Origin of the sequence: Thalassospira sp. UBA848, assembly GCF_002295455.1 — a bacterium.
GTDB lineage: Bacteria > Pseudomonadota > Alphaproteobacteria > Rhodospirillales > Thalassospiraceae > Thalassospira.
Genome location: NZ_DBGS01000057.1, coordinates 1,082 through 22,561, shown reverse-complemented (window position 1 = coordinate 22,561; position 21,480 = coordinate 1,082). Strand labels below are relative to the sequence as shown.

The window sequence follows — 21,480 nt, the reverse complement described above, 5'->3', positions numbered from 1 at the left end:
AGCTTACATCTGGTTTGACCGGATCGCTACCGAAAGTCCATGTGCCTGCAGACCTTCGCTTTCTGCAAGGGCGATTGCCGCCGGTCCGATCTTTGCCAGACTTTCGGGTGTGCACTTGATCAGCGATGACCGCTTGATGAAGTCCAGAACCCCAAGACCGGACGAGAACCGCGCCGAACGCGCCGTTGGCAGCACATGGTTCGGCCCGGCAACATAGTCGCCAATGGCTTCGGGGGTGTAACGGCCCAGGAAAATCGCACCGGCATGGTGAATCTCTTCTGCCAGTGCATCCGGGTCGTCTACCGCCAGCTCCAGATGTTCCGGTGCGATCCGATCCACAAGGGCCGGAGCCTGCGACAGATTTTCGACCAAAACAATTGCACCAAAGTCGCGCCAGCTTGCGCCCGCGATTTCTGCACGCGGCAGGGTTTCCAGATGCACATCAATCGCCACCTGCACCTGATCGGCAAAACCTGCGTCATCCGTGATCAGGATGGATTGCGCCACCGGATCATGTTCGGCCTGCGACAACAGGTCGGCGGCCACCCAGCTTGGGTCATTGCTGCCATCGGCAACGACGAGAATTTCAGAAGGCCCGGCAATCATGTCGATACCGACCTGACCAAATACGCGGCGTTTTGCGGCCGCGACGAACGCGTTTCCGGGACCCACGATCTTGTCGACAGGCTTGATGGTGTCCGTACCATAGGCAAGCGCCGCAATCGCCTGTGCGCCACCAATCCGGTAAATCTCGTCAACGCCGGCAATACGGGCCGCGGCCAGAACCAGCGGGTTCATTTTGTTATCGGGGGTCGGCACCACCATGACAAGGCGCTCAACGCCGGCAACCTTTGCCGGAATGGCATTCATCAGAACCGACGACGGATAGGATGCCAGACCACCCGGCACATAAAGACCTGCCGCAGATACGGCACGCCAGCGCCAGCCCAGCTCAACGCCGCTTTCATCGGTGTAACGTTCATCGGCGGGCATTTGCTTTTCGTGATAGGCACGAATGCGCGTTGCGGCCAGTTCCAGCGACTTCAGAAGGCCTGCATCAATGTCGCCTATGGCCGCATCAACTTCGGCGGCGGTCACCGCCATGCCTGAAGCGTCGATATTCAGGCGGTCAAAGCGATTGGTATATTCACAAACCGCTTCGTCACCACGTGTGCGAACATCATCGATAATATTGGCAACGGCCGCATCGACATCTGCATCGGATTCCCGCTTCATGCCCAGAAGCTTGACGAAATCTTCCTCAAAACTTGCGTCAGTAGTGGAAAGCTTAAGCGGCATTGAGCACCTCGGAAAAACGGTCGATCCAGGGCTGGATATCAGTCGGGCGGGTTTTGAGCGCAGCACGATTGACGATCAAACGAGACGTCACATCGGCAACATGTTCGATTTCACGCAAACCATTTGCCTTGAGCGTATTACCCGTCGAAACAAGGTCAACGATACGACGGCACAGACCAAGTGTCGGTGCCAGCTCCATCGCGCCATTGAGCTTGATGCATTCGGCCTGTACACCGCGTTTGGCGAAATGGGTACGCGTAATGTTCGGATATTTGGTTGCCACACGAACGTGCGACCAGCGCGACGGATCATCGCCTTCGATCATTTCTTCGGGTTCGGCAACAGCAATCCGGCAATGGCCGATATTAAGATCAAGCGGCGCATAGATATCCGGATAGTCAAATTCCATCAGGACATCGTTACCACAGACACCGATATGGGCCGCGCCAAAAGCCACGAAGGTTGCGACGTCAAAGCTGCGCACACGAATGATATCAATATGCGGATGGTTGGTGGCAAACCGAAGAGCACGGGATTTCGGATCATCAAATGCGGCTTCGGGTTCGATCCCGGCGGATCGTACCAGCGGCATCACCTCGTCAAGAATGCGCCCCTTGGGCAGGGCAAGCACCAGCTTTTCGTCACTCATCAATCAGTCGCCTTACGCGTTTTTCAGTTATCCGGTGGCCGTAAAATCAGGCTGGAACCCGGACACGTTCGATCTGCGCCCCACAGGAGCTAAGTTTTTCTTCAAGCCGCTCATAACCACGGTCGAGATGGTAAACACGGTTAATAACCGTCTCGCCTTCGGCTGCCAAGCCTGCAAGCACCATCGAAACGGAGGCACGAAGATCGGTTGCCATAACTTCGGCACCGGAAAGCTTTGCACTGCCGCGCACAATCGCCGAGCGACCATGCACGTTAACATCCGCGCCCATACGGCTGAGTTCCGGGACATGCATGAAGCGGTTTTCAAAAATTGTTTCGGTGATCATGGATGCACCGTTGGCCACCGACATCAGCGCCATGAACTGCGCCTGCATATCGGTCGGGAAGCCGGGATAGGGTTCGGTCATGACATCGACACCCTTGAGCGTCGCGCGGTTGCCACGCACCTTCATGCCGTCTTCGGTCTCTTCGATTTCAACACCTGCTGCCCGCATGGCGTCAACAAGGCTGTCGATCAGCTCAAGGCGCGTGCCGGTGAGTTCGATTTCGCCACCGGTGATGGCGGCGGCAATCGCGTAGGTGCCGGTTTCGATACGATCCGGGACAACTGAATATTCCGCACCATGCAGGCGCGGCTTACCGGTGACCTTCAGGGTGTCGGTACCGATGCCCTCGATTTCGGCACCCATAGCAACAAGACAATGGGCCAGGTCGGAAACTTCGGGTTCACGCGCCGCATTGCCAATCGTTACAACACCATCGGCAAGCGATGCGGCCATCAGGGCATTTTCCGTTGCGCCGACCGAAACCTGCGGGAACAGGATATGCCCACCTTTGAGGCCTTCTGGTGCGCGGGCTTCGATGTAACCCTCCGTCAGGTGAATTTCTGCGCCCATGGCTTCGAGCGCCTTAAGATGCAGATCAACCGGGCGGTTACCAATCGCACACCCACCAGGAAGCGACACACGCGCAACACCGCAGCGTGCGACAATCGGCCCCAGCACCAGAACAGAGGCACGCATTTTGCGCACCAGATCGTATGGCGCCGTGGTCGAGGTGATTTCCTTGGCGGTCATTTCCAGAACGCGACCATTGTGCCCACCATTGGGTGCATGCCCGTTCAGATGCAACGCCACACCATGCTGCGCCAGAAGGTTGGCCATCGAGGTGATGTCTGCCAGATGCGGCAGGTTCGATAACGTCAGCGTTTCATCTGTCAGCAGGGCTGCTGCCATCAAGGGCAAAGCCGCGTTCTTGGCACCGCCGATTGCAATTTTGCCCTGCAGCCGGCGACCACCGGAAATCTTGATCTTGTCCATTCAGTCCTCTTTGTGCTGTGCGCATTGGCACAGCAAACGCGTGTCTCGGTGGTTCACCACCAGATTTGTGCCATCCCTTTATCACAGGCGCGGCAATGTGACACCTTTTTGGCCCATATATTTCCCTGCACGGTCCGCATAGGAGGTATCGCATTCACTTTCCGCCTTAAGGAAAATGAACTGACAGGCCCCTTCATTGGCATAAATGCGCGCAGGAAGCGGGGTTGTGTTGGAAAATTCAAGCGTCACATGCCCTTCCCATTCGGGTTCAAGCGGCGTGACATTGACGATGATGCCACAACGGGCATAAGTCGATTTCCCCAAACAGATCACCAGCGTGTCACGCGGGATACGGAAATATTCCACGGTGCGCGCCAGGGCAAAACTGTTGGGCGGGATCACGCAAACGTCGGTCTTGCGATTTACAAACCCGTCGTCGGAAAATTCCTTGGGATCGACGATGGCCGAGTCGACATTGGTGAAAATCTTGAACTCGTCCGCCACACGGGCGTCATAGCCGTATGAACTGACACCATAGGAAATCACACCATCGCGCTTGAAACCGTCCACGAACGGTTCGATCATGCCCTTTTCCTGCGCCATCTGGCGTATCCAGTGATCCGGTCTTACCGACATAGTGCCACCCCTGTTTTTGCGAAAATCCCAACCGCGTATAACACCCTTGGTTTTACCCGCCCGTCGGCATCAAGATCAACCAAACGATGCACCCGCGGCAAACAAGGGGGATGAAAAATGATGCGCGTGATCAGTCCTCAGGTTTTTCTTCGGTGGCCGGACCTTGTGGATCGCTTTTGCGCGAGCGTTGCTGCTGCTTGCGCTTGGCCAGATTTGCGCGCAGAGCTTCGGCTTCACGCTTCAGGCGTTCCTCGTTCACGGCGGGGCGCATATCGGATTTCTTGGCAGTCATGGTTCCGTCAGATTTTTTGCGGGATTGAATGATTGCCCCGTTATAAAACAACACGCGAAAAATTACAGCCGATCATGACGAAAACAGGGCGAAAAGGCCTGCCACGGGAACAATCGAAAAACTTCGCACAATTCAGGCTTGACCAATTACGGATACGTGGCCTATAACCCGCCCGCACCGCAAGGGCTCATGCTGCTGTAGCTCAGGGGTAGAGCACTCCCTTGGTAAGGGAGAGGCCGGGAGTTCAAATCTCCCCAGCAGCACCATTGCCCACCGGTCCAGCCTGTTTATCGGGCTGCTGTAGCTCAGGGGTAGAGCACTCCCTTGGTAAGGGAGAGGCCGGGAGTTCAAATCTCCCCAGCAGCACCATTTTCCAATCTATTCCGCTTTTACACGCAAACGACTACTGCGCTACATTAGGTAGTTGATGGTAAAAAAGCGCATTCTGTGAAGTGCGCTTACAAGTATGCTGATAACTAGCAGCGGAATAAGGACAGTTGGGCACCCAATCGCCCACAAGTAAGTCTCCCTGCCAGCATTCAAAAGTGCAAGACCAAAGCCCTTACGTCGATCAATGATCTCAATAGCCGTGGCGCCAAATATGGTTACGACCAGCATCGTTGTTATGGCCAAGCCTCCTGACAGTCCCGGCGATTTTCCGTCAACAAAGAAAAAATACACAAACACAAAGAAACCGGCGAGAACGGCATCTGAATACGACTTTTCCCAGCCACCACGAAGTTTTGCGAACAAACCAACCAAAGCAATGGCGGTCAAAGAACTGAAAATGAGAAGGTCGAAGGCCTGCAAATCAAGCAAGTCCCGATAGCCCCATAGCGACGGCATCAACATTCCCAAAACCCATGCCAGAAGGGCTATAAACAGAAGAAAAACTGCATTGTAGACCACCGAACAAACGTACGCAGTTAAGCTGTAAGAAAAATCGGCAGATCGTGTCGGACCGCTACCTTTGTGCTGGAAGCGGAGAGCAGCGGAAAAACAGGCAAACGTGAAAACAAAAAACAATGCGTCTGAAATTATCGCCCCCAGAAGAATCAGTGGAAGCATTAGACAAACCCACACATAACACAACTTTTTGCGACTTTCACGTCGACTGCGTCCTTTGGCCTCAACTATCCGGGCCAGCAAAAGAGGAAGGGACAAGCCCCCCAGCAAGGTCAACAAGAACCCAATATGACCCAACTCGACCCTGTCGCCAATGAGACCGATCAGAACCAATAAGAAAACGAATGATTGCTTTCGCCAATAGAGATTTTGGCTATTCACGGGGCGGAAAATCGCGTGGGACAAACTTGCCTGCGTTGAGACCCATGCAAGGGCACGTCTTTTGAATTTGTATCCAAGTTCGATTTGGTCTGCTCGCCACGCCAACAAACATATCGGAAACATAATAAAGAAAACGGCAGACAGTGGCGACCATGCGCCTTCCTGGCTCAACCAATAAGCCGATACATACAACGGCACATTCCAATCATCCCCAAGTAAGACTTCTGCAACGACAGGCACAGTCAAACAAAGAGCAATGAACAGGAGCATTCTTTTCGCGTAAAGTCTTCGGGTCAGTTGAATGAAAAGGCAGCTGAGAACAATTGAAAGCCATAACCACGAAAGGTCCACTTCGTTCATGGAAGAAGGGAAATCCTGTATCAGTTGATACCAAAGGAATGCTGCGGCAATACAGCCAACCAGACCATACAAGGCATCTCGCCGGGTCGGATGAGTTGAAAACGAATAGAACCAGAAGCCCAATATCAGTGAAAAGGTAAAACCAAAAACACTTACGGTTGCCGAGTGTGATCGCCCCAAAAGAACATCGGTCCAATTAATATCGAACGCGTGCAATATGCCTGCGCCCTCAATAACGGCACAGATCGCCCAAAAAACCGACAAACTGGCAAAGAAACCTGAAGTGAATTTGTGGGCCGGTTTGCCCAGCCATAAAGATGCTTTGTCTGTATGTGAGCTCGTTTTCGAACGCATCCCTGCCACCTGCAATCTGAAGTTGTTCAGATAATCGAAGACAGGCAATGAACCTGCAACGAAAAAGTGGTCAGCTCGAAACTATGAATTCACGGTTACAGTTCAAACCTCTGGACCGTTCATCCGTAGAAACTGCGATACCATTCCACGAAATTGCCAATACCGGTTTCAATTGAAGTGGCTGGTTTGAAACCGACGGCATCGGTCAGGGCATCAACATCGGCATAGGTTGCCGGAACGTCGCCATCCTGCATCGGCAGCATGTTTTTCTCTGCCGTTTTGCCAAGCGCCTTCTCGATCGTTTCGATCATATACATCAACTCGACCGGGTTGTTATTGCCGATATTAAACACCCGATAAGGTGCCGAGCTGGTTGCCGGATCGGGCTTGGCCGAGTTCCAGTTCGGGTTCGGCTGGGCAACAGTCGAGATGCAGCGATAGACCCCTTCGACGATATCATCGATATAGGTGAAGTCGCGGCGCATCCTGCCTTCGTTAAACACGTTGATCGGTTTGCCTTCCAGGATTGCCTTCGTGAACAGGAACAGTGCCATGTCCGGGCGCCCCCATGGACCGTAAACCGTAAAGAAACGAAGGCCGGTGGTCGGCAAGCGATAGAGATGGCTGTAGGTATGGGCCATCAGCTCATTGGCTTTTTTCGATGCCGCATACAAGCTTATCGGATGATCGACATTGTGATGAACGGAGAACGGCATTTCCGTATTCATGCCATAGACCGAGCTGCTGGATGCGTACACCAGATGCTTCACATTGTTGTGGCGGCATCCTTCGAGGATATTGGTGAAGCCAACAAGGTTGGCATCGATATAGGCATGCGGGTTTTCAATCGAGTAGCGCACCCCGGCTTGGGCCGCCAGATTGACCACATAGGTCGGCTTTTCAGTGGCGAACAGATCGGCTATGCCATCGCGGTTTTCGAGATCCATTCGGACGAACTTGTAACCGGGCTTGCCTTCCAGCCGTGCAAGACGCGCTTCCTTGAGGTTCACGTCATAATAGTCATTAACGTTATCAAGCCCGACCACGGTCGCCCCTTGTTCCAGCAATTTCAGGCAAAGATGGGAACCGATAAAACCGGCAGCACCGGTGACGAGTACTTTTTCATTGGCTGGAATGATAAAGTCGGACATGCGCGTCAGAATTCCTGATTGAATTACACTTTGGGACGCATACTGCGTCACTGGAAAATTTGGAATTTCTGATACCAGCAAGGGTACACATGCGCAAGCCATCAACCGCCACAATATGCGTGCGAGATGGTGGAAATCAGACCCTGAATCGTAATCCGAGACTCAAGACAGCTTTTCTGGTATCGTATCCTTCTTTTCCATTTCAGCTTTGAACGTAATACGACGTAGCGACAGATGATTTCAGCAGGTCAAACCATAGCCAATCCAAATGGAGGCGGACTGGGCGTTATCCTGAATGTTCGGGAAATCGCGCAAACCGCTGATGGGCGTGTGCTGGCTGAGTATGAAGCTGTCCAACTTCAACGCCAAGGCGGCAACGCCACAAACCAGTCACCCTATTCTGTCGCAGGTTCCGGGTCGGACAGTGCACGTACGCGCATTGTTGATCCGCGCACACTGACCGAAGCACAGGCTGTTGCCGGTGGGGTAAGCCGCGCGGAATACCGCGAAGCTGTGGAAGCCAACGAAAAGAATAACAGTTCGCAAGGCAACAATTCAGCCAGCCGAGACCTCGACCCGGCAGAGGAAGCTGTGGTTAATCAACTCCGGGCCCGTGATTCTGCTGTACGCCAAGAAGAACAAGCTCATGCAGCGGCAGCCGGTCCATATGGCTCTGCACCGCAATATACCTATCAGGTTGGACCAGATGGCAACGCCTATGCTATTGGTGGACATGTCGATGTCAGCGTTTCTGTTTCCGGCACTGCAGCAGATCGCGACCGAGCGCTGGCCACATTGCAGAATGCGGCACTTGCACCCAACGCACCGTCAGGAGCAGACATGGCTGCTTTCCGGCAGGCCAGCCTGCAAAGAGCAACCGCTGATGGTATGGAAATAAACGGTACTACCAAAGAATCCGCAGAAGTCGATGAGACATCTCGTAACGGCGCACGACAGAACCTTTCAATCACTGTCTAATTTTGCTCTCACGGTTCCTTCCAACCCTCTGATATACTATTCAACGTGCGAATGAACACTTACCCTTGCGCCAATGCACCTATTCAGATGGATAGCCACCGAAATCAAAAACTATCCTGCCGTTTGACAGGGGCACGGTTTTGTTGAATGCTGCGCTCGCGTCCGGGGGGGACGCTTGGATTGAAAATATCAGAATCGCGCGAATTCGTATCTCTAGTACGGATCGCGTTTCCGGGGCCACTCTTCCCATTTTTGGTAGTGAGCTTTGGACAAGAACAGGTACGGCATAAAAATGAACATCCTGCTAGCAGACGATCATGACCTCGTCAGAGACGGGATCACTTCCTTCCTAAAACTCGCAGCGCCGGAAGTAGAAGTCGCGCAGGCGAAAGACTTCGCAGAAGCACTTTCTGTTGTTGACGGCGAAGGCAATGTCGATCTGACAATCCTGGACCTGAACATGCCCGGCATGAATGGATTGTCTGGGTTGACTGTCATGCGCCAGAAGCACCCGGAAATTCCGGTCGTCATCCTGTCGGGCTCCGTCAAGCGAAGTGATGTTCTAAACGCGCTGGAACATGGCGCGTCTGGTTATCTGCCAAAAACACTTTCGGGCAAGTCGCTGATCAATGCACTGCGCTTGATACTCTCTGGTGAAAAATACATACCATCTGCCTTGCTGGAAGATGATGGCACACAAATTCGCCCGGGTGAGATCGATCTCGACGGCCTGGCACCGGACAATCCCTTGCGCCAGCTCACAAATCGTGAACGTGAAGTCCTCGGGCTTCTTACCAAGGGGCTTTCCAACAAGGAAATCGCCAAGCAGCTCACTGTTCGGGAAATCACCGTCAAGGTGCACCTGACAGGGATCTTTAAAAAGCTGGGCGCTGCCAACCGCACGCAAGCGGTTAAAATTGCCATGCAGTTGGGCTGGGAAGCCTGATCGCGGTCAACACCAGCGACAAAACACGACAAAGCCCGGCTTGCTGCCGGGCTTTTTCCTTTGCGCGTATAGTTTCATGAGCTTTTCGTGTGGCTCAATCCAGCCTTGACGGTTACACCGCAAATACCTTGCAAAGCTCATCAAGTGTTGCCAGAAGCTCTCTGAGGTTAAGTGGCTTGGACATCACCATGACGGGTGCGTCAGAGCCCTCTTCATCTTCGACAGGTTTTTCGGCATCCCCGGGGTGACCTGTCATGACGATGACCGGCAATGCGGGATTCCGTCCGCGGAGCTCCCTGACCAGCGAGTTACCATCCATTTGCGGCATACGAATGTCGGTAATCAGGATATCAGGCTGGAAAACACCGGCCAGTGCCAGTGCATCTTCCCCATTGCTTGCTGCAGATACATTGAAACCCTGTGCCTCCAGGTATCCGGATATGATTTCCATGGCATCAAGTTCGTCATCGACGACAAGAACGCGGATATTGCCACGTGCCTTCGCATTGGTCGGCAGACTGGACAACCAACCATTATCGAGCATGCTCTCTGAGATCGCGTCGTCTTCGGTAACACCGATGTCAACAAGCGGAAGGGTGATTTCAAAACACGCGCCATCCCCCTCGTTGCGTACATCAATGCGACCGCCCATCGCCTCCACGATGCCGAAACTGACAGACAGGCCAAGCCCGGTCCCCTTACCGACGTCCTTGGTCGTGAAGAATGGATGGAACAACAGGTCAATGGCGGCTTCAGGTACACCGCCACCATTATCATTGACCGCCAGTTTCAATGTTTTTCCGGCGTCGTCGATCATTGCGCTGACACGGATCAGGCCGCCGATGCTTCCGGCGTCATCACCGTTCTCGTTGATCGCATCACGCGCGTTGCTCAGCATGTTGACCAGCACCTGTTCCAGTTGAACCTGCCGCCCATTTACAAAGCAACGTTGCCGGGGCGGCACAACATCAATCGCAATGCCCGACAAGCGACAGTCGTGCTCAACCATGTCCACTGCACGTTCAACCGCTTTCATGACATCAAATGGTGCAAAATCGTCATCATCTGGGCGGCTGTAAATCTGAAGGTGCTTTATGATCTCGGACATGCGCTCAGTCTGCGAACTGATCAGCGAAAGCCGTTCTTTTTGAAAGGCCGGTTTCACGGCGTTGAGCTCATACTGCAAGGCACAGGTATCTGCTGCCATGCGGATCACATTTAGCGGCTGGTTCATTTCGTGGGCAACCGAGGCCGCCATCTCGCCAAGTGTTGCAAGCTTCGAGGTCTGGACCAGCTGGCGTTCGACCTTGCGTTTTTCTGTAACGTCCTCGGCCAACATCAGCATGGCGGGAGCCCCCTCGTGGGTGAAGGCAATGGCCGAGACTTCTAGTTCGACATTCTCACCCTCCGGGCGTTGACAGATAATTGTGAAATCAGCACGCCCCGGATATCCGTTCTGGTAGCGCGAAATATACTCTTCAAGAGTTTCGCGGCTCGAGGGATGGACCATTTCCATGAAGGATCGCCCGACCAGTTTGTCACTGTCACCTGCCCCCAGTATGGTGACACCTTGCTGGTTCATATAGACAATTTCTTCACCACTCAGAACCGAGATCAGTTCTGGCGCGAGCTCGACCAGTTTACGGTAACGTTCTTCACTTTCCTTAAGCGCACGCTCGGCACGTGATCGCTCGATCGCGTAGCGGATCGAACGCCGGATTGTACGACCATCCGGAAATTCCTTGGTCAGGTAGTCTTCAGCACCGTGTTGAAGGGCCTCGAAAGCCAGTTCTTCATCCTTGTGGCCTGTCAGGACCACTACTGGCGCGACATTGGCGCAATTGCGAATGCGACTGATGGTGTCAACGCCCGATGAATCCGGCAATGTCAGATCCAATAGAACCACGTCAAACAATGCCTCTGCACCGTCGCTATTCAGAACAGCCATTGCAGATGCAAGGTCACTTCGATGTTCAACATCAAACGCTTCACCGGTTTCTTCAAGCAGGGTGCGAACAAGAAACGCATCCCCGGGATTATCTTCAACAAGAAGAATTCGAAACCGTTGGTCAGGCATCGTTTTCAATTCCAACTAACAAAAGAACGGGTTTTCAATCCTTAACAGCGGGATTGAAAACCCTTTGATTCTGCATGGTTTTGATGCTGCTAGCAATCCTGAACATCAACAAGCAAACGACCCTTTACCTGACCTTTCAGGATCTTCTCTCCCCACGGAAGAATATCTGAAAGTGCGATCTTGGTCGTTGCCGCTGCCAATTGATCCTTTGGAAGTTCATGCGCCAGTCGCTGCCAGGCGCGAAGGCGCGTGTCATAGGGGCACATTACCGAATCAATGCCGATCAGTTTCACGCCCCGCAACAGGAATGGAATAACCGTTCCGGGCAAGTCTGGTCCACCCGCAAGCCCGCAAGCAGCAACAACCCCATGATACTTCATTTCCGAAAGCAGATGGGCAAGGGTGGTGCTGCCAACACTGTCAATCGCCCCGACCCAGCGTTCTGCCAGAAGCGGCTTGCTTGTATCAGTAAGTTCATTTCGGTCAATGATCGTGGTCGCGCCAAGGTCACGAAGATAAGCGTGGGTTTCTTCCCGCCCGGTCGATGCCGCCACCCGGTATCCAAGCGATGAAAGGATGGAAACAGCAACGGAACCGACACCACCTGCGGCGCCGGTCACAAGCACCTCTCCCTCCTGGTCTTTTGATACACCCTGCTCTTCAAGCGCCATGACGGCCAGCATTGCGGTAAAGCCAGCGGTGCCAATCGCCATCGCCTGTGATGCATCCAGCCCGTCAGGCAACGGCACCAGCCAGTCAGACTTTACCCGCGCAAGCTGTCCGTACCCGCCCCAATGCGCCTCACCAACCCGCCAGCCGGTCAGCAAAACGTCATCGCCGGGTTTGTAGCGATCATCACTCGATGAAACGACCTCGCCAGAAAAATCAATGCCAGGGACATGCGGATAGTTCCTAACAAGACGCCCCAAACCGTTCAGGACCATGCCGTCCTTATAGTTCAGTGTCGACCATTTGACCCGCACCAGAACCTCACCCTCCGGGAGGTCATCTGTGGTCAAGTCCCTGAATTCTGCTGAAACACCATTTTCGTTCTGGTCTAGCACCAATGCTCGGAATGCTTCGCCCATGAGTTCCTCCCAGTCTGATCTGTTCAGATGATCAATCAAGAGTATGGGTCTGGGCGCGATGCGTCAAACACGCACACAACTTTTGCAACGTGGGGAGCTTCAATTTGTCGTGGGGCTATTAACCGGTTCAAACGAGGTATTGGCATCCCCCATCATCGCTATGACAACAACCACGACCAGCAAAATACCGAGATAGATCAGCATCCGGCGTGAGGTTGCCCGGTTTTCCGTATTGTCAGGCACGATTTCACTTTGCACCCCCTTGGGCAGACTTCGGTACGATAGCCACCCCAAAAACGGCACAATCACGAGATCATCGAGCCAACCAAACCCCAACAGAATATCAGGCAACAGATCAATCGGACTGATCAGATAAACCAATCCGGCGATTAGCAACAACTTGGGTTTAAGTGCAACATCCTTGCGCACCAGGGTGCGTAACAGTTTGGGGATGATCATCCAGGCCGAGGCATTTTTCACAGATTTTGATCCGTCCAATCAATTTAGCAGCGCCACCGCAATAACCGACATGGAGTCTCAAGAGGCCTCTTAATGCCGAGCGTCGAGAAGATCGAAATACAACCGCTCCGTTTTTTCGAGCATTTTCTCGAAAACAAATTCGTCTAACGCAAATTCGAATGCACTTTCGCATTGCCTACGCCAAGCTTCGATATCATCAATCAACCGACATAGCGTATCAGATATGCTTCTGGGGTCTGTCCCCATTATCAGACTTTTATCAAGAACCTCATTGGCAACCGGAACATCTGTCGAAACGACAGGACAACGGCAAAGGAGTGCCTCAGCGACAACATATGAAAACCCTTCGCGACGAGATGATACCACAACACCGTCAGCAGCCTTCATGTACCCTGGCACGTTCTCTACGCGGCCTTGGAGGGTCACTTTTCCCTCCAAACCAAGTTTCTTGATCTGATTTTCAAGAAGTTCTTTGTCCGGACCATCTCCAACAATCAGAAGGTCGGCATCGACATTGGTCCAAGCTGACAGCAACAAATCAAAACCCTTTGCCTCAACCAGCCGCCCAACAGCCAACATCAACAGACGATTGTTTCTTTTTGCTGTCGGCAGCTCGTCTTGCCATAGCTCGGTTTTCAAACCGTGATAGACTGTCGTACAGTTGTCTCGGTTGATGTCTTTGGAAAGAGCCTTGCTCACACCGATTGCGTGATCAAGTTTACGAAATGCCTGAACATTTCTTTTCTGATTGTGCAAAGTACCAATGGTTTTTACACCTGCTGGCAGCGCCCATTTGACGCGCGAAACCATCTGAGCGGCCTTGCTTCCCTGAGCATGCACAATGTCAAATTTTCCATCGCGCAGTTCCCGCCAAAGCCGATATAACACCGCAGGATTGTTGCGGTTGCCGTCCAAAGGCAGTTCAACTGCCCGCACATTGCTGGGTACTCGCGGCATAAGCGTGGCCGTTGTCAAAAAGGTTACATCATGACCTTTGGAGACAAGACCGTCAGATAGATCATAGGCATGCCGCTCCAATCCACCATTTCCGGTACTCGCGACTACCTGAGCAATTCTGAGCTGTTTTTTGGCGCGCATCACAGGTCCCAATACCCAAAATTAAAAACAACAGGGCTCTGGTACAGCCATGTTACTCGTCGTCATAGCGCGCCTTGAGATAGGACACCATCGGGAACAGGGCTGCCAACAGCGCAATCAAAAAGCCTAACCCACCTTCCTTGTATCCCTTGCGCGACACAAAACAGCGCCAGAAGCGCGAGATGATGCGTCGGAAGTTATGGGCGAAACTGCCAATCTTTCCGCCGGCACGCAGATCAGCGGCACGCGCAGAGGTATAGCTGTCAAACCGGCGGATCATGTCTGAGATATTACGGTCAACAAAATGGATCAACGCGCCATCAAGCTTGGGCCCCTGGCGACCTGTAAACTTGATCGACGGATGGACACGCTGCTCTCCCCAAACCTTGGACCCCTTTTTGAACAGCCGCCAAACCGCAGATGTTCCAAACGACGCCCCCCATCCATAGCGCACCAGTCGCTGGCCAACATAGTTGTCAACCGGGATCAAATAGCGATCATATGCGTCACTAATGACCGCAGCCTTAATTGATTGTGCCAGTTCCTCATTCACATGCTCGTCAGCATCCAATTCGAATATCCAGTCGCTGGTTGCCTCTTCGATGGCCTTGTTGCGACGATGGCCCTCGATAGTCCAACTGCCCGTAACCGTCTTTGCACCGAACTGTTTTGCGATCTCTTCTGTGCGGTCAGTGCATTTGTCACACACCACAACAATCTCGTCGGCAAAACTGACTTTTTCCAAGCATGCAGCCAAACGGGCTTCTTCGTTGTGGGCACAAATAACAACCGAAATGCTGGGTCTTTTGTCAGTCATTGACCTGTTCCTGCTTGCGATGGTCATTGACCAATTGAATTGCTGCTTCGACAACTTTGGAAACCGGCAAGGTTTCCATCAGATTCTCTTTCGATAAGTGGCTCTCACGGTTTGCAATGATCTTGTCGAAAGACCAGTCTGTCCGAACTGCCCGGCCCCATTTGGAGTAAGGCCTATAGTGTTCGTCGCGTGATGGACCGAAAAGTCCGATTGTCGGGCAGCCTGACGCCGCTGCCATATGCATGAGGCCAGAGTCATTTCCGAGATACAAGTCAGCACGTTCAAGACAAGCCATCACGGTCAGGAGGCTCTCGTTCCCGAATATCTCCGACCGTTGTTCTTCAGGAATTGACTGAAGAACAGGAGCTGCCATCTCGCGCTCGTTTGGGGCACCAACCAACAGGACGTGTGCCCCTTCAAGCACACATCCTGCACCTGTCAGCAGTGAAATCGCCTCTATGAACCTTTCGGGATGCCAAGTTTTTCCCACCCAGTTTGAAGTTGGCCCAACAACCAACAAAGGTCGCCCCGTCTTTGGCAATATCTGCTGTGCCCGATCCCGTTCCTTTTGACCAATCCAGACTTGTGGGAGGGGTGGTGGTTCAACACCGATCATTTTGCCCAACTGTTCCAGCCGATGCATACTGTCATCATTCCCCGGCAACACCACCCGTTTCCAACCCGGCAATACATAGGCGGTCGCACTGCCGCGCAGATCGACGATGATGTCCCACCAGTTCAGGACGACCGATTTCCAGAGCTTCCACCAATGGCCACCGCGCTTTTGCTTTGGCATTTTGATGATGCGTTCGAGGTTTGGAACACCTTCGAAAATCGGTGCAGCAACCGGGCCGCAGGCGACCGTCACGCGGATACCGGGATAGGTTTCGACATAATGGCGCAGAACCGATGTCGAAAGCACCGCATCGCCCAGACGGTTTGACGTTATGAACAGCAGGCGCACGGCTTACAGTTTCTCCAGCTCGCCAGCGACATGGATCCATTCGCGGCGATCATTGCGCGCGGCTTCGGACTGGCTGGCAAAGAAGGAACGATCGGTCAGAAGCTGCGTTGTGATATTGCCAAATGCCGCCTCGTCCGGGACGATGTAACCCGTCTTGCCATCCTCAACCCGGCTTTTGGCAATCCCGCCATAGGAGACAACCGGTGTTGCCGCCCCCAGTGCATCGACAAGCCACTGCCCGACATAATCTGTCCCATACTTGCCGTGATGCAGGAACGCGCGTGCATTGGCAACGGTTTCGGCCATATCAGCCTCAGGCTTGGGATGGTGAACCCTTACCCCCTTGTCGACGGCGGATCGCACCATATCAAGCAGGTCATCTGATACGCTGTCGTTTTCACCGGCCATGGCACTAAACAGGTCATAAGCATAGACTTCAAGAATCGCATTCGGTGCTTTGGGCGCAACGTACGTTTCCCAAATGCGAATGATCTGGGCAATGCCGGTGGAGCTATTGGCAACGGTTACGGCCAGTTCATCACGCGATTCAAATGCCCAGTGCATGTTCGATGCCATGACAAAGGATGTTGTCGCGCCCGGTTTGACGACCACCGGCTTTTTGGCGAGTTCAGCATCAAAGGCATTTGCCTGCGCATCATCGGTAAAGATGACCTGAACTTTCTTTTCCTGCAGGACCAAACGCACATCATCCGCATTCAACCGAGCCGGGTCACCATCAAACCAGAACACGATGTTTGCATCTTCGGGGACAGAAGCGTGGTTGAGCAACGCCGGATCGCGCCAGACAATCACGGTATTGACCGCATCACCGCCAAAGGGTGGCAGTTCAGCTTCAAGCTGTCGCCAGGCAACGCCATGCATGTCCTTGTCGATGCCACCATTACGGCGCGCTTCGACCTTGTGACCACGGGCAACAAGGGACTCTGCCAGGGCAATGAAAGCGCGCTGGCATGTTCCGAGAGGACGGGCTTCGCGATCCTTGGGATCAAAGCCGATGGACTGATCAAGCATCAAGATTTTCATAAGTTTGGTTCTATCCGTTCGACGGCGTTTTATGAAGGGTTTTCTTATAGCTTACCCGGCCCTTATCCGCACAGACAGCTCTTGCGAAAATTCTGTGATTACCCCACATTCCGCTCAAACAATTCCGATTTACCGGAGCCATAAACATCATGAGTGAGACATTATACGCCCTTTTGCCGGATCGCGCGGTGATCCGGGTCAGCGGCCCGGACCGGGTCAGCTTCCTGCAAGGGCTGGTATCAAACAATATCGAAACCATTTCGCCCGAGAAATCGGGCTATGGCGCGCTGTTGTCGCCGCAGGGCAAGTTCCTGTTTGATTTCTTTATCTATCATCAGGATGAAGACAGCTTGCTGATAGAATGCGAGCGCGGCGAGAATGGCGAGCGCGCGGCCGAACTGTTCAAGAAACTTCGCATGTATAAACTCCGCGCCAAGGCCGAACTGACAGATGTCAGCGACAGCTATGATGTCATTGCCGTCTTTGGCAAAGATGCACTTTCATCCCTGTCGCTGGATGCGACACCCGGTGCGACCGCGCATATGGCCGACGGGATCAAGGCAGTTGATCCCCGACTTGCCGCAATGGGTGCACGTGTCCTTCTGCCCAAAAATGCGCTTGCCGAAATGGCGGCCATCGGTGCCGAGGAAAGCGATGTCGAAACCTATCACCAGATGCGTGTGATGCTTGGCATTCCAAACGGCAGCGAGGAAATGGAAGTCGATAAATCCATCCTGCTTGAAAGCGGCTTTGAAGAGCTTGGCGGTGTGGATTTCAAAAAGGGCTGCTATATGGGTCAGGAGCTTACGGCCCGGACCAAATATCGCGGCCTTGTGCGCAAGCGCCTATTGCCAGTCAAGATTGACGGGCCAGCACCAAACACTGGCACACCGATCATGAATGGCGACAAGGAAGCCGGTATCATTCGATCTGTCCATGGCGAGTTCGGGTTGGCACTTGTTCGGCTTGAACGGGTCGACGATGATGCAGACCTGCGTGCGGGCGATGCGAAGGTCACCGTTTCTGTCCCTGACTGGGTTCAGTTGCCGGAAAATGCCGCCTGAACCCGACAACCAATCAGAGACAAACGTTTTGAGCGGGCTCCGTCTTGCGGGGCCCGTTTGTCGTTCGAACCTGTTTCAACGAACCAAAATCCCATATGTTAGGTTTAGGGCCTGCATGAGATGCGAAACCGGGAACTGCAATGAAACTTTGGATTATGGGTCATCCTTGCATGGGCGTTTTGGCGGTACTTTGCGTGCTTGCCATTGGACCTGCCATGTCGAAAGCCCAGCAACCTGCGCCTGGCCTGAGTGACGTTCCTGTTTCTGAAATGTCGATAACCGAGGCCGAAAAAGAACTCGCGACAATTACCGAGGCCTATAACCGCAAGGGTCATCAAATCAAACAGATGGCGCTTGGCACGCTGCTTAGATTTTATTCGCAGAAGATTGTTCCATGTGGTGCCATCGTTACCAATGTTCGTGACTGTCTGGACCATCAATGGCCGGATCTGAAGAACTATCCGGGTCATTTTCTTGGCTCGGAAGAAACACCGGTCCTGAGGCCCACAATCGAACAGGCCCGCATGACAGAGGAAAACTACCTGGATGCGGTAGAACGCCTGAACATGCTTTTGCGTGCTGTACGATACGAAAGCACGCTTGCCCCGGAGTTACGTTATCGCGGACAGCTTGATGCGGTGATCACGCATCTGAAAGAGCTGCGCGAGGCGGAATATCACAACCGGCTTCTCTACGAGAAGATCTTCAAGATTGGCGGCATTATCCTGTTGCTTCTTGGTCTATCGGTGGGCGGCATGCTGGTGATGAAACACCATGCCCAGCGCAACGATCCCCCTTCGCAATCAGGCAAAAAATAACGGCAACGGGATTTCCCGTTGCCGTTCGTGATCGCGAAACGATGTTCGTCTGGCGCTTATTTACCCAGGGCTGCCTGTGCGGCGGCAAGGCGCGCAATCGGCACGCGGTACGGGGAACATGACACGTAATCAAGTCCCTGTGCCTCGCAAAAGGCGATGGATGCCGGGTCACCACCATGTTCACCGCAAATGCCAAGCTTGATGTCACCGCGCGTCGCACGGCCGCGTTCTGCGGCAATGCTGACCAGTTCACCAACGCCTTCCTGATCAAGCGATACGAACGGATCGCCCGCAAAGATATCCTTGGAGATATAGGTATCAAGGAAGCGCGACGCGTCATCACGTGACAGACCAAACGTGGTCTGGGTGAGGTCGTTGGTACCGAAGCTGAAGAATTCGGCTTCTTCGGCAATTTCGCCTGCCCGCAATGCTGCACGTGGCAATTCGATCATGGTGCCGACCAGATATTTCAGCTTGGCACCTTTTTCGTCTTCGACCTCGGCTGCGACCTTGATGATGGCGCCTTTCAGGATTTCGAGTTCCTTTTTGCCAACGATCAACGGGATCATGATTTCCGGAATGACCGGATCGCCACCGTTTTTGGAAACCTCAATCGCGGCCTCGAAAATGGCACGTGCCTGCATCTCGTAGATTTCCGGATAGCTTATCCCCAAGCGACATCCACGATGCCCCAGCATCGGGTTGGCTTCGGCCAGATCAAGCAGGCGGCGCTTGACGATGGCCTCTGACACACCGGCGGCCTTGGCCACCTCGGCAATTTCGGCATCACCGTGCGGCAGGAATTCATGGAGCGGCGGATCCAGCAAGCGAATGGTAACCGGAAGCCCCTTCATGATGCGAAACAGGTCAATAAAATCCTGACGCTGATAGGGCAGAAGTTTTGCCAATGCGGCACGACGGCCCTGCTCTGTTTCGGCCAGGATCATCTCGCGCATCGAGACAATGCGTTCCGGATCAAAGAACATGTGTTCGGTCCGGCAAAGGCCAATGCCTTCTGCCCCGAAACCACGCGCAGTTTCGGCCTCTTCCGGAGTTTCGGCATTGGTGCGGATTTTAAGGCGACGCAAGGCGTCTGCCCATTCCATAAGCTGCGAGAAATCACCAGAAAGATCGGGCTTCAGGGTCGCAACTTCGCCCAGCATGACTTCGCCGGTTGCGCCATCAAGGGTAATCACATCCCCTTCCTTAAGGGTCACACCGCCAGACATCATGGTTTTGTTGGCGTAGTCGATCTTGATCGCACCTGCACCGCAAACGCACGGTGTACCCATGCCACGTGCAACCACGGCTGCGTGGCTGGTCATGCCGCCGCGCGATGTCAGAATGCCCTGCGCGGCATGCATGCCCGCGATATCTTCCGGGCTTGTTTCGATGCGCACCAGAATGACCTTGCGCCCCTTGCCTGCCCATTCTTCGGCAACCTCGGCCGAAAAGACGATCTGGCCAGAAGCCGCGCCGGGCGACGCCGGCAGGCCCATGCCAACGACCTTGCGGGCCGCATCGGGATCAAGGGTCGGGTGCAATAACTGATCGAGCTGTGCCGGGTCGACGCGTCTGATGGCGTCTTCCTTGGAAATCACGCCATCGCGGCACATTTCGACGGCAATCCGCAAGGCGGCCTTTGCCGTGCGCTTGCCCGCACGCGTCTGGAGCATGTAAAGCTTGCCGGACTCAACGGTGAATTCCATGTCCTGCATGTCGCGGTAATGGGATTCAAGCTTTTCGCGGATGTCGCAAAGCTCCTTGAAGACGACCGGCATGGCAGCTTCCATCGAAATCAGGTCCGAACCGGATTCCTGTTTTTCAATCTCGGTCAGCGGGGCTGGTGTGCGAATGCCGGCAACCACATCTTCGCCCTGCGCATTGATCAGATATTCGCCATAGAACCGGTCTTCGCCGGTTGACGGGTTGCGCGAGAAGCAAACACCAGTAGCACAGTCATCGCCCATATTGCCAAAGACCATCGCCTGCACGTTGACCGCCGTGCCCCAGCTGGCCGGGATGTTGTGCAAACGACGATAGGTGTTGGCACGCGCATTCATCCAGCTGCCAAACACGGCACCAATGGCACCCCACAGCTGTTCGCGGGGATCCTGGGGGAATGGCTCGCCCAGTTCGGTTTTGACTTTTTTCTTGAATGCCTCAACGACTTCGGCCCAGTCATCTGCGCCCATGTCGGTATCAAGGGTAACACCCTTGTCTTCCTTGACGGTCTCAAGGATGTCTTCAAAGTGATAATGATCAACGCCCAGAACGACGTCACCATACATTTGAATGAAGCGGCGGTAACTGTCATAGGCAAAACGACGGTCGCCTGACACTGTTGCCAGACCTTCGACCGTCTCGTCATTCAGACCAAGGTTAAGGACGGTGTCCATCATGCCGGGCATGGATGCGCGTGCACCAGAACGGACCGACACAAGAAGCGGGTCCTTGGCATTACCGAATGTGCGGCCCACAAGTTTTTCAACAGAGGCCAAGGCACTTTCGACCTCGGCATTCAGACCATCCGGGTAGGCACGGTTATTGTCGTAAAACGCCGTGCAGACTTCGGTTGTAATGGTAAAGCCGGGCGGGACAGGAAGTCCGAGATTGCACATCTCGGCAAGGTTGGCACCCTTGCCGCCCAGAAGTTCACGCATATCCGAACGGCCCTCGGCGCTACCGCCACCGAAACCGTAAACCCATTTGGTCATCTTGCCTTTTCCTCATCTGGTC

Annotated in this window: 19 protein-coding genes and 2 tRNA genes; 6 read left to right on the top strand and 15 right to left on the bottom strand. The window is 53.8% G+C overall.

What is annotated here, in order from left to right; translation table 11 throughout:
- Positions 1 to 3: 3 nt before the first annotated feature.
- The 5 genes from hisD to B2R48_RS07430 form a co-directional block, all read right to left on the bottom strand.
- Positions 4 to 1,299, bottom strand: a complete 1,296-nt coding sequence (gene hisD / locus B2R48_RS07450) for a histidinol dehydrogenase (RefSeq protein ID WP_296999200.1) — start codon at positions 1,297 to 1,299, stop codon at positions 4 to 6.
- Complete coding sequence (hisG, locus tag B2R48_RS07445) at positions 1,289 to 1,948, bottom strand: ATP phosphoribosyltransferase (RefSeq protein WP_008891763.1); 660 nt, start codon at positions 1,946 to 1,948, stop codon at positions 1,289 to 1,291. The genes hisD and hisG overlap by 11 nt, the downstream gene beginning before the upstream one ends.
- A gap of 46 nt (positions 1,949 to 1,994) precedes the next feature.
- Positions 1,995 to 3,287 (bottom strand): UDP-N-acetylglucosamine 1-carboxyvinyltransferase, encoded by a 1,293-nt coding sequence (gene murA, locus B2R48_RS07440; RefSeq protein ID WP_062956195.1) that lies wholly within the window; start codon positions 3,285 to 3,287, stop codon positions 1,995 to 1,997.
- A gap of 81 nt (positions 3,288 to 3,368) precedes the next feature.
- Positions 3,369 to 3,923, bottom strand: a complete 555-nt coding sequence (gene dcd / locus B2R48_RS07435) for a dCTP deaminase (protein ID WP_044828071.1) — start codon at positions 3,921 to 3,923, stop codon at positions 3,369 to 3,371.
- Positions 3,924 to 4,053: 130 nt separating this feature from the next.
- Complete coding sequence (locus B2R48_RS07430) at positions 4,054 to 4,215, bottom strand: hypothetical protein (RefSeq protein ID WP_296999192.1); 162 nt, start codon at positions 4,213 to 4,215, stop codon at positions 4,054 to 4,056.
- Between the two features lie 191 nt (positions 4,216 to 4,406).
- Between B2R48_RS07430 and B2R48_RS07425 the strand changes: the two genes are divergently transcribed.
- Both B2R48_RS07425 and B2R48_RS07420 read left to right on the top strand, forming a co-directional pair.
- Positions 4,407 to 4,481 (top strand) — tRNA-Thr (locus B2R48_RS07425).
- Positions 4,482 to 4,509: 28 nt separating this feature from the next.
- A tRNA-Thr gene (locus tag B2R48_RS07420) sits at positions 4,510 to 4,584 on the top strand.
- Between the two features lie 42 nt (positions 4,585 to 4,626).
- On the opposite strand, the gene B2R48_RS07415 is transcribed toward B2R48_RS07420, so the two are convergent.
- The gene (locus B2R48_RS07415; protein ID WP_296999190.1) at positions 4,627 to 6,216 is read right to left on the bottom strand and encodes a hypothetical protein; all 1,590 of its coding nucleotides are present in this window, start codon (positions 6,214 to 6,216) and stop codon (positions 4,627 to 4,629) included.
- A gap of 119 nt (positions 6,217 to 6,335) precedes the next feature.
- Complete coding sequence (locus B2R48_RS07410; protein WP_296999188.1) at positions 6,336 to 7,367, bottom strand: NAD-dependent epimerase; 1,032 nt, start codon at positions 7,365 to 7,367, stop codon at positions 6,336 to 6,338.
- A gap of 234 nt (positions 7,368 to 7,601) precedes the next feature.
- Here B2R48_RS07410 and B2R48_RS07405 point away from each other — a divergent pair, with 234 nt between their 5' ends.
- Positions 7,602 to 8,345 carry a putative metalloprotease CJM1_0395 family protein gene (locus B2R48_RS07405; RefSeq protein ID WP_296999186.1) on the top strand — a complete coding sequence of 248 codons (744 nt, stop codon included), beginning with the start codon at positions 7,602 to 7,604 and terminating at the stop codon, positions 8,343 to 8,345.
- A 292-nt stretch (positions 8,346 to 8,637) separates the two neighbouring features.
- A complete protein-coding gene (locus B2R48_RS07400; protein ID WP_062956200.1) occupies positions 8,638 to 9,291 on the top strand; it encodes a response regulator in 654 nt (217 codons plus the stop codon).
- Positions 9,292 to 9,403: 112 nt separating this feature from the next.
- On the opposite strand, the gene B2R48_RS07395 is transcribed toward B2R48_RS07400, so the two are convergent.
- The 7 genes from B2R48_RS07395 to B2R48_RS07365 all read right to left on the bottom strand — a co-directional run bounded on the left by B2R48_RS07395 (position 9,404) and on the right by B2R48_RS07365 (position 16,859).
- A complete protein-coding gene (locus B2R48_RS07395; RefSeq protein ID WP_296999184.1) occupies positions 9,404 to 11,368 on the bottom strand; it encodes a hybrid sensor histidine kinase/response regulator in 1,965 nt (654 codons plus the stop codon).
- Positions 11,369 to 11,457: 89 nt separating this feature from the next.
- A complete protein-coding gene (locus B2R48_RS07390) occupies positions 11,458 to 12,456 on the bottom strand; it encodes an MDR family oxidoreductase (protein WP_296999182.1) in 999 nt (332 codons plus the stop codon).
- Positions 12,457 to 12,555: 99 nt separating this feature from the next.
- Complete coding sequence (locus B2R48_RS07385; protein ID WP_296999180.1) at positions 12,556 to 12,936, bottom strand: YkvA family protein; 381 nt, start codon at positions 12,934 to 12,936, stop codon at positions 12,556 to 12,558.
- A gap of 69 nt (positions 12,937 to 13,005) precedes the next feature.
- The gene (locus B2R48_RS07380; protein WP_296999178.1) at positions 13,006 to 14,034 is read right to left on the bottom strand and encodes a glycosyltransferase; all 1,029 of its coding nucleotides are present in this window, start codon (positions 14,032 to 14,034) and stop codon (positions 13,006 to 13,008) included.
- Positions 14,035 to 14,086: 52 nt separating this feature from the next.
- Positions 14,087 to 14,851 (bottom strand): glycosyltransferase family 2 protein, encoded by a 765-nt coding sequence (locus B2R48_RS07375; RefSeq protein ID WP_296999176.1) that lies wholly within the window; start codon positions 14,849 to 14,851, stop codon positions 14,087 to 14,089.
- Positions 14,844 to 15,815, bottom strand: coding sequence for a glycosyltransferase family 9 protein (locus tag B2R48_RS07370; protein ID WP_296999174.1), 972 nt, complete (start codon positions 15,813 to 15,815; stop codon positions 14,844 to 14,846). The genes B2R48_RS07375 and B2R48_RS07370 overlap by 8 nt, the downstream gene beginning before the upstream one ends.
- Positions 15,816 to 15,818: 3 nt before the next feature.
- A complete protein-coding gene (locus tag B2R48_RS07365) occupies positions 15,819 to 16,859 on the bottom strand; it encodes a glycosyltransferase (protein WP_296999172.1) in 1,041 nt (346 codons plus the stop codon).
- A gap of 149 nt (positions 16,860 to 17,008) precedes the next feature.
- Between B2R48_RS07365 and B2R48_RS07360 the strand changes: the two genes are divergently transcribed.
- Positions 17,009 to 17,923, top strand: a complete 915-nt coding sequence (locus B2R48_RS07360; RefSeq protein WP_062956209.1) for a YgfZ/GcvT domain-containing protein — start codon at positions 17,009 to 17,011, stop codon at positions 17,921 to 17,923.
- A gap of 140 nt (positions 17,924 to 18,063) precedes the next feature.
- Entirely contained in the window at positions 18,064 to 18,741 is a 678-nt protein-coding gene (locus tag B2R48_RS07355) for a hypothetical protein (RefSeq protein ID WP_296999169.1), read from the top strand.
- 56 nt (positions 18,742 to 18,797) lie between these two features.
- On the opposite strand, the gene ppdK is transcribed toward B2R48_RS07355, so the two are convergent.
- Entirely contained in the window at positions 18,798 to 21,458 is a 2,661-nt protein-coding gene (gene ppdK / locus B2R48_RS07350; RefSeq protein WP_296999166.1) for a pyruvate, phosphate dikinase, read from the bottom strand.
- Positions 21,459 to 21,480 lie beyond the last annotated feature (22 nt).

What these genes read in the sequence shown, in the direction of transcription:
- hisD (WP_296999200.1), bottom strand. Translation starts at nt 1,299, where the DNA reads ATGCCGCTTAAGCTTTCCACTACTGACGCAAGTTTTGAGGAAGATTTC.
- hisG (WP_008891763.1), bottom strand. Translation starts at nt 1,948, where the DNA reads ATGAGTGACGAAAAGCTGGTGCTTGCCCTGCCCAAGGGGCGCATTCTT.
- murA (WP_062956195.1), bottom strand. Translation starts at nt 3,287, where the DNA reads ATGGACAAGATCAAGATTTCCGGTGGTCGCCGGCTGCAGGGCAAAATT.
- dcd (WP_044828071.1), bottom strand. Translation starts at nt 3,923, where the DNA reads ATGTCGGTAAGACCGGATCACTGGATACGCCAGATGGCGCAGGAAAAG.
- B2R48_RS07430 (WP_296999192.1), bottom strand. Translation starts at nt 4,215, where the DNA reads ATGACTGCCAAGAAATCCGATATGCGCCCCGCCGTGAACGAGGAACGC.
- B2R48_RS07415 (WP_296999190.1), bottom strand. Translation starts at nt 6,216, where the DNA reads ATGCGTTCGAAAACGAGCTCACATACAGACAAAGCATCTTTATGGCTG.
- B2R48_RS07410 (WP_296999188.1), bottom strand. Translation starts at nt 7,367, where the DNA reads ATGTCCGACTTTATCATTCCAGCCAATGAAAAAGTACTCGTCACCGGT.
- B2R48_RS07405 (WP_296999186.1), top strand. Translation starts at nt 7,602, where the DNA reads ATGATTTCAGCAGGTCAAACCATAGCCAATCCAAATGGAGGCGGACTG.
- B2R48_RS07400 (WP_062956200.1), top strand. Translation starts at nt 8,638, where the DNA reads ATGAACATCCTGCTAGCAGACGATCATGACCTCGTCAGAGACGGGATC.
- B2R48_RS07395 (WP_296999184.1), bottom strand. Translation starts at nt 11,368, where the DNA reads ATGCCTGACCAACGGTTTCGAATTCTTCTTGTTGAAGATAATCCCGGG.
- B2R48_RS07390 (WP_296999182.1), bottom strand. Translation starts at nt 12,456, where the DNA reads ATGGGCGAAGCATTCCGAGCATTGGTGCTAGACCAGAACGAAAATGGT.
- B2R48_RS07380 (WP_296999178.1), bottom strand. Translation starts at nt 14,034, where the DNA reads ATGCGCGCCAAAAAACAGCTCAGAATTGCTCAGGTAGTCGCGAGTACC.
- B2R48_RS07375 (WP_296999176.1), bottom strand. Translation starts at nt 14,851, where the DNA reads ATGACTGACAAAAGACCCAGCATTTCGGTTGTTATTTGTGCCCACAAC.
- B2R48_RS07365 (WP_296999172.1), bottom strand. Translation starts at nt 16,859, where the DNA reads ATGAAAATCTTGATGCTTGATCAGTCCATCGGCTTTGATCCCAAGGAT.
- B2R48_RS07360 (WP_062956209.1), top strand. Translation starts at nt 17,009, where the DNA reads ATGAGTGAGACATTATACGCCCTTTTGCCGGATCGCGCGGTGATCCGG.
- B2R48_RS07355 (WP_296999169.1), top strand. Translation starts at nt 18,064, where the DNA reads ATGAAACTTTGGATTATGGGTCATCCTTGCATGGGCGTTTTGGCGGTA.
- ppdK (WP_296999166.1), bottom strand. Translation starts at nt 21,458, where the DNA reads ATGACCAAATGGGTTTACGGTTTCGGTGGCGGTAGCGCCGAGGGCCGT.